This window comes from Longimicrobium sp. (assembly GCF_036554565.1).
GTDB lineage: Bacteria > Gemmatimonadota > Gemmatimonadetes > Longimicrobiales > Longimicrobiaceae > Longimicrobium.
Genome location: NZ_DATBNB010000480.1, coordinates 1 through 7,615, shown reverse-complemented (window position 1 = coordinate 7,615; position 7,615 = coordinate 1). Strand labels below are relative to the sequence as shown.

7 protein-coding genes are annotated in these 7,615 nt (G+C 63.5%); 3 read left to right on the top strand and 4 right to left on the bottom strand.

What is annotated here, in order from left to right:
- Positions 1–302 precede the first annotated feature (302 nt).
- The 4 genes from VIB55_RS13130 to VIB55_RS13115 form a co-directional block, all read right to left on the bottom strand.
- The gene (locus VIB55_RS13130; RefSeq protein ID WP_331877105.1) at positions 303–1,805 is read right to left on the bottom strand and encodes a B12-binding domain-containing radical SAM protein; all 1,503 of its coding nucleotides are present in this window, start codon (positions 1,803–1,805) and stop codon (positions 303–305) included.
- Positions 1,802–3,094: a hypothetical protein gene (locus VIB55_RS13125; protein ID WP_331877104.1), complete on the bottom strand. Its 1,293-nt coding sequence runs from the start codon at positions 3,092–3,094 to the stop codon at positions 1,802–1,804. Before VIB55_RS13125 ends, VIB55_RS13130 begins: the two co-directional genes overlap by 4 nt.
- A 55-nt stretch (positions 3,095–3,149) precedes the next feature.
- A complete protein-coding gene (locus VIB55_RS13120) occupies positions 3,150–3,449 on the bottom strand; it encodes a metalloregulator ArsR/SmtB family transcription factor (protein WP_331877103.1) in 300 nt (99 codons plus the stop codon).
- 343 nt (positions 3,450–3,792) lie between these two features.
- Positions 3,793–5,163, bottom strand: a complete 1,371-nt coding sequence (locus tag VIB55_RS13115; RefSeq protein ID WP_331877102.1) for a hypothetical protein — start codon at positions 5,161–5,163, stop codon at positions 3,793–3,795.
- A gap of 297 nt (positions 5,164–5,460) precedes the next feature.
- Between VIB55_RS13115 and VIB55_RS25495 the strand changes: the two genes are divergently transcribed.
- The 3 genes from VIB55_RS25495 to VIB55_RS13105 form a co-directional block, all read left to right on the top strand.
- Complete coding sequence (locus VIB55_RS25495; RefSeq protein ID WP_349263024.1) at positions 5,461–5,727, top strand: helix-turn-helix transcriptional regulator; 267 nt, start codon at positions 5,461–5,463, stop codon at positions 5,725–5,727.
- Positions 5,728–6,816: 1,089 nt separating this feature from the next.
- Complete coding sequence (locus tag VIB55_RS13110; protein WP_331877101.1) at positions 6,817–7,188, top strand: response regulator; 372 nt, start codon at positions 6,817–6,819, stop codon at positions 7,186–7,188.
- A gap of 239 nt (positions 7,189–7,427) precedes the next feature.
- Positions 7,428–7,615 (top strand): response regulator (locus VIB55_RS13105; RefSeq protein ID WP_331877100.1); only part of this gene is annotated, 188 nt, incomplete at its 3' end.

Here is a 7,615-nt window from a genome sequence, read left to right as displayed (position 1 = left end):
TTTGTGTCTCCCGGTCGAGACGCTCGTATACCTGGCGCAGCAGATGGTAGGCGAGCGGGAAACCGGCATTGTAGCTGAAACCTGCTCCGAGGATGAACACCCGGCGCGAGCCGTCCCCGGGAGGCGGTGGCGGTTCACGCCGGGGCGTAGACCGGGGTTTGCGTTGCTGCGGCTTCTTTGCCAAAACCTTGGGACAGGAGAGGGGTGCCCGGAGAGAAACAGCGATTGAATGACGCCGGATCAAGCCACGCGAGACCTGATCCGGACGCGAGCCCGAAGGTTAGCAAACGTGGTGTTTTGCGTCAATCCGCAGCGATGCCATCCGCAGCGCCACCGTAGGGGTGGTGAGCGATCGATCTCGCCCCCGCAACTTCTCGGAAAGCCGAGCTCGCGGCGCTGGAGTCGCATAAATCCACCGCGCGCGAAAGAAACTTTCCGTTGTTTAGAATTGACATGAGCGCCTCCAACTCCAAGTAGTCCGAGGCTCTGAGTTCGGGGTACCGCCTCTGGTTGTACTCGAGGAACGGGAGCAGCTTACCGTTGAGGTGGTGCAGATCCCATCCCATCTCGCCGTGCAGATACTCTGCGTGCTCTCGGTACACATTCGTGCCCGGTACGGGAGTGAAGAGCATGGGAATTACCGAGCCCACCGTGTGGTGGACGTAGGTCACACCGTCGACGATGTCCTGGAGGTTGTCGTCGGGAAGCCCGAACAGCACAAACGCATTAATCTCCTCCGTCCGCGGCTTGAAACCCGCGCGGATCGCTGCATCGAGCGCCGCTTCGAACGAAGCGGTGCTCGCGTGCCGGCGGTTCCACCCCTGGTTCGTCTCCCATTTCAGGGTCTCGAACGGAAGGTGCACCTTCCGGAATCCCGCCTTCTTCATCACGCGGAGCAGGTCCTCGTCGAGCAGGCGCGTCTCGAAGCCTTCCGGCGCATACAGCGTCACGTTCAGCTTCCGCTCAATGATCAGTTCCATGATGCGATGGAGGTGGCCACGCAGGACAAGGGCATTGTCCTCATAGAACCCGAAGTGGCGAATCCCGAACCGGCGGATCTTGTCCTCAATCTCGTCGACGACGTCCTCCGGCTCGCGTCCCCGCACCTTGTTCGAGCCGCCGTTCAGGGTCCGCGCCGCGCAGTAGTTGCAGTCCCACGGACAGCCGCGGCTGCTGGTCAGGATGGCGTAGCTCGGCGGCCTCTCATACAGCGAGAGATCGGTCCACCGGTGTCCGGCCGGCTTGAACTCACCCATGAAGACCAAGTCCGCTCCGACAAGGTTACGGACCGCGTGCTCGGGCGCGAGGGTCGGATAGATTCCGCCAACGCAGATGCGGGCATTTGGATACGCTTCCCGAAGCAGCTGAACCGCGTCGCGTGTACTCTCCCACCAGTAAGTCATGATGGAAGAGATCCAGACCTCATCCGGCGCGGGCAGTGCCTTCAGACGTTTGGTTACCTCGTCCCATCCCAGACCGAAGTGCCAGATCGCCTTGGTAACGTCGTCGCGAACGTAGTCTAAGGGACGGCCCTCGACCTTGCGCCTGCGCTTCTTCACGAAACCCTTCGCGTCGGTCTCCATGCAGTCGACCAGGTTCACGACGTATCCATGGTCGCGCAGGTACGTCGCCAAACGGAGCAGGCCGGCCGGCTGGCTCCAGCGAGCCCAGTACTGTGCGTCGTAAACCGGAGGGTTGAAGAGGAGAACGCTCCGGGAGCGTGTGCTGACCGGCGAAACTAGCAGTTCGTCGGACTGCACGAGTTCGGGCTCCCGGAGGCCAGCGGCCGAGACGATCGTCGTCATGCGGCACCTTGCCTTAGCGGGGCCGGCAGGCGCAGCCCGCCCTTCACGGCAGGGTCCGGGGCCCAGGCCTCTCGTGCCAGGCTGTCCCGGAACATCCGCGCGACGAAGCTCTCGCCCAGGAAGTTGAAAGTGTGCTCGCGGTACTTCGCGTTCATGAGTACGGCAATTCCCTGGACGTTCAGGTAATCACGATACGTCGCCCCGTTTTCTGCGCGGAGCGGGAAGAGCTTTCCGTTAACGAGATCGAGTTCCACCCCAGGACACTCAGCGGGTGCGGGTTGATAGGGCCAGAGCACGACCGATCCCATAGCGTGCGCCACACGGGTGATCATCCGCGCCCGCTCGCCCAGATCTTCACCCATCCGGCCGAGACAGACCCCCCCTCCCAACTCGTCCGTGCGGGCGCGGAAGCCGGCGGCTTCACACAGGGCTGCGGCTTGCCGACAGGCGTCCAGGTAATCGTCCGTCGCGGAGCCGAGCGGAACGTGCCGATCGTCCGCGAAGAAGAGCTGCCGGAAGCCCGCGCGCCGCATGAGGGTCGGTAGCGCCGGATTGGCGACCAACTCGGCCGGGACAAGGGTGCCGGTTGCTACGAATCGGGTCTTGATGCAGCGCGCCAGAACGCCCTCCATAACCGCCGCGAACAGGTCCGGATGCCGTCCCACCACACCATGCTCACCGAACGCGAAGAGCGTTATCCCGCGCTCGGCCCCGTTCGCGATTTCCTCGACAATCTCATCAGCGCCACGCGAACCGTTCGCTGTCGAGATGTACGCTATAGGCGGGCGAGCAGGAGCCAGTGACCAGTCAGCAGGATGTGCCGCAACCTCCGCGGGCAGCTGCGCGATCGGGATCGCGCCGGTTGCCTGCTCCACGTGCTGGGGCGCATGGCTGGCATAGGCGCCCACGACCTGTACCTCGGCTCTGGGGAACACCTCTCGCGCGAGGTCCACCATCTCGCGTGCGCCTCGCCACCAGAATGTGGTGAAGCATTCCACGACAACGGAATCTGGCGCCCATCCCCGGTCGGCCAGCGCACGCATCTCCGCCGCGACTTCCTTCCGCGCGCGGCCGAAGCGCCACTGATCGACACGCTGGCCATCGAGCATCAGCTGCTGGATCTTTTCCTTCCTCAGCCGGCCGGCGCGAGGCACGGCGAGGGCATCGATCATGGTGATCTCAGCACCTCGTTCCCGCAGATAAGACCCGTAGCGATACAGTAGCCCCGGTTGCTGCCAGCGTGCCCACGGCAGGCGCGTATCGAACACCGGGGAATTGATGAGCAGCACGGAACTGGATCCACTGGAGTGCGGCATCGCCACCGCAGACTGTGTCTCCTCCGGTTCAAGCGATACTTCTGGCATGCTCATAAGCCTCAGCAAGGAGAGAGCGGATGTGACCCTCATTTAAGCGGTAGTAGACGAATTGGCGCTCGTGCCGAGCCGCCACGATTCGCAGAAGGCGCATCTCCTTCAGCGCGCGCGAAACCGCCGGCTGATTCATCTCGAGCAGCGTTGCTAGATCCTTCACACAAAGTTCCTTCTCAGATAGCGCCCATGCGATTCTGATGCGCGTCCTGTCACCCAGGACTCCAAACAGCTCCGCGAGGCGGTCTCGCTCCTGTTCGGTGAGCGCGGCTGCCATCTGGCCCGATTCCGCTCCAGCAGACGGCGGTGACCGGCCTTGTGGTTTATGTGACGGACTTGACATGACTTATACCCTTATATGTTCAGATGCGCATATTATCATATCTGCTGCGCTGCTCCCGCGCCAGCTTCTTCAGCAGCGCGGGAGCAACGCAGCGAACTTAGCGGGCCTGTGAGCGGCTGCGGTCTCGCGCGACGCAGGTGCGTTCATCTCCGTCGCTACTCGGGGCCGTCAACCAACAAGGCAGCGAGACGCATCCGATGTCCCTCCGCCACAGGATCCGTCAGTTCACCTCAGCCGCAGGACGGTGGTGAGAAGCAACGGATTGACGCTTGATTCGTTAACCAAGCGGGCGGCCGTACTTATCCGACCAATCGGCCCAGCGATACTCAAGGTGCGGCCGGACAGCGCGCAAACGTGTATGGCGGAAGTAGCGGCGCTCAATCATCTGGTACGAGCCGTGGCCCATTTCGGCGTGCAGCCTCACGGCGGTCATCGGCTGGCCATGCTCATCCACTGTGTAAGCGCGGTGTGAACAGTACGTGACGCGAAGTCGGCGCGTACGAATTTCGCCGGGTTGATAGCCGCAGTGCACGGCCACGTGGTCCAGTTGCTTGCGCCAGTCGCGAAGTGGTTCCGTCCCATCGCTGTCGTGCGCCGGAAAGAGCAGCGGTCCGGGAGGCGCGTTCACGCTCCCCAAATACTCGCCCAAGATTTCCGCGAGCTGCGCGTGGAGAGGGATAACCCGCTCCCGGTACTCAGTCTTGAGCCGGTCACGAGTATCCTCATCGCGGACCGCCGCGTTCGGTCGCACGAGGATTGCGCCAATGGGGAATTCCGGATTGCCGGGGAACCGTATGTCGGCTACGGTCACGCCTGCACGCTCAGACTCCGTGACGCCTGTCAGAAGGTAAAAGGCCAAAAGCGGATAGATGGGTGGCGCTTTCTTATCGAGCGGATAGAGGATGCGCGCGCCTTCGAGCAGGCGCGCGGCTTCCCACGCCTCCAAGTGTTTGGTTGGACTAGGATCGACAGCGGGAAGATCGGTTCGCTCGTTTACCCAGTTAGTCGAGATCCGATCCTCCGCCACCGCAGCCTGCAGCAGCTCACCTAACGTATTCAGATAGCGGCGTTGGGTAGTAGAGGACAGCGCTCTAACGGGACCCTTCGCAGCTCGGCTGTTGGCGGTGCCTGGGGAAACGGTCCGCAGTTCCGTCATGTAGGCGCGAATGTCCACTGGTCCTAGCTCACGGAGCAATTCCTTACCTTGTTTCTGAGCGAAGAAGCGCGCGGCGTACACCAACATCCGCCTTTGGCTTTCGAGATGGCGCTTTGTCACCCGCCTACGGCCGGGGCGGAGTTCCTTCTCCGCCAAGTACCAGCCAGCAAACGTGGCGAAGCGGTCCAGCGGGTCGCCCGTGATCTGCGGCGCCAACGTATCCTCCGCCGCCAAGCCGGTCGGCAACTCAACGCGCAGTTCGCGAAGATGTGCGAGCCGCTGCGCGAACAATAAATGGGCCTGTACCCGGTCTTTCGTTGCCCTCCGCTCGCCGGGCGGAATCAGCGCCTCAAGCTTCCCTCCCCACTTAGCCCACGAACGTGCGTCGATGTAGGCGCGCCCATCCTTCCAGTACAGCCGCGCATGCGGCTCCGGGCTAGGCGTATCGGCCTGTTGCCAGACCGGCATCTTCTGCTTCACTAACCTGTTCATCTACGCTGCTCAACCCGGTCTGCACATCCATTGCGTCCCACCTGAGATACCGCGCATACGACAGATCGGTTCTGGGCGGTATGTAATCGCACCCCACCCGAGCGCGTTCAAGTGCTCCAATGCCTCCACTTCGGTGACGTGATGCAGCGGGACAAGTAGTCTGAAAGTCACGTTGCCACTCCTTGGTGGTCAGGTAATCTGGCCGGAATGCGTGAACTGTGGCCACTTACACAAAGAAGCTATGAAGGGAACACTGTGCATGCAACATATATGTGGTAGACGAGCCTGTGGCGGCGGGTGGAGAATTCGTGGGTGCCGCCCACCTCGACGTCTCTGGCCACGCTCGGTCGCGTCCTTCGCGCCTACCGCACGGCAGCCGGCCTCACCCAAGAGGCATTGGGCTATCGGTGCGGGCTGGCGCGTAACTACGTTGGAATGGTGGAGCGTGGCGAAGCCAACATCAGCTTCACCGCGATGGTACGATGGCTCGCAGCCACAGGAATAACTTGGGAGCGTTTTGGGAGGGAGCTACATGACGCACTCGGCCCAACGGGCGCGACGTGATTCAAGCAAAGCTACCATACACAAAACGATGCTGTCGTAAGAGAGGGCTGATCCGCGTGGACCAGCCCTCTCTGATATTTGGGACCGATCCGTCCGCTCTCAGCTGATTCGCAAGTCAACTCGATCTTCCGGAACGCGTGTCCCAGTGGATTCCGAACGCGCTGGTCCTCAGAAACCGGTTCGCGTCATACTTGGAAGGGCATCCGAGCGATCAGTTCGCGGTTGTTACTGGCGCGTTGTTACTCATGAGAATTTTTCTGAAAAACGAACGCCAACGGATGGCGTAAAGTGACGTCTGGCTGGCGCTTACGGGCTTCCAGGCGGAAGCTCGAAGTTCTTGGTGCAGATGCTTAGGAATCCTGCGCTCTATCCGGATGAGCTACGAGGGCGAACGGCCCAAAAGGTAAGCGGACCCGCCGATTCGGTCAACCGAGCGTCCGCAGCGCTGAGAGATCTGCCGCGAACTCCCCGGCGCGCCACAAGGTCCTCCTCACCCGAGAACAGGCCAGTCCGCGAAGGCGGACTTCGTGTGGTCGTTGCAGCGAATTCATTCGCCCGTGGCGGCTTGGGTCCCGACCCGGAGCCGGGAATCCGCGGCTCCGGGATTGGTGACCGCTGCCGCGCCCAGGCTCATTTCGCGGTTCAGGCTAGATCCTTCGCCCCGCGAGGAACGGGCTGCGGGATGGTTCGGCGCACTTGGGGCTCAGGATGACAGACTGCCGGCGCGGGATCACAGCCCCACCGCGGTGCCCACGGCCGCGTTCCGGGGTCGGTGCCGCGCCCCGAGGCATGGCGCGGACGCTGCCTAACACCCGAGGACTCACCCTCCACGGCGATTCCCGCAACCTGTTGCAATCGCACGACTTGGCCCGCAGGCAGCCTCCTCCCTGCAACGGAGGAAATCGTCCGGAATCCGGACGCGGCGGCGCGGGAGGCGAAATGCAGAGGATTGCGGGAGCGGGAGTTACGAGGATTCGTACGGATTTCGGGCAGCGGCCCGGGCGGACGGATCACGGACGGTGAAACTCGCGGCCCACACGGGCCGCCAACCCCGGGAACGGCGCAGCCGCGCGCCACGAAAGGAACACGATGAACCGCACGATTCTGCTGGTGGACGACGAGGACGACATCCGCGAGGTCGCGCAGGTCACGCTCGAGATGACCGCCGGGTGGGAGGTGCACACCGCCCAGGACGGGCTGGAGGGCGTGGCCATGGCGCGCCAGTGGCGGCCGGACGCCATTCTTCTGGACGTGATGATGCCGGGGATGGACGGCCCCAACACCGTACGGGCGCTGCGGACCGATCCCTCCACGGCCGGCATCCCCGTGCTGCTGCTGACCGCCAAGGTGCGCTCGTGCGACCGCCGCGGCTTTTCGGAGCTGGACGTGGCCGGGGTGCTGTCGAAGCCGTTCGACCCCATGGAGCTGGCCGGCCAGGTCTCGGCCGCGCTGGGCTGGTGAAGCCCCGGGCCGGGCACGGCCCGGCCGCGGACACCGCAGCCCCGCGATCTTCGCTTCGCGGGGGTCCGGCGGCGCACGCCCATCCCGCCGTACACAAGCCGCCTTCATTCCTATCGAAAGTCGCGAAAGTGGCGCTTGCCCACCGGTGGGGGATAGATTCAGGGCTGTCCCGGCCGTCTGCCCTGCGCATCGCACGCGAGGGGAGCGGAGACATCCAGGCTGCCTTGCTCCGAAACGACGTGACGGAATCCACCGAATCGACCCGCGAGCCGCGCGCGACCATCCTGGTGGTGGACGACGACGACGGCGTCCGGCGCATCTCGCGCCGCATGCTGGAGCGCTCCGGCTATCACGTGCTGGAGGCCGCGACGGGGCCCGAAGCCCTGGACGTGGCCGCGAGCCACGAGGGGGCCATCGACCTGATGGT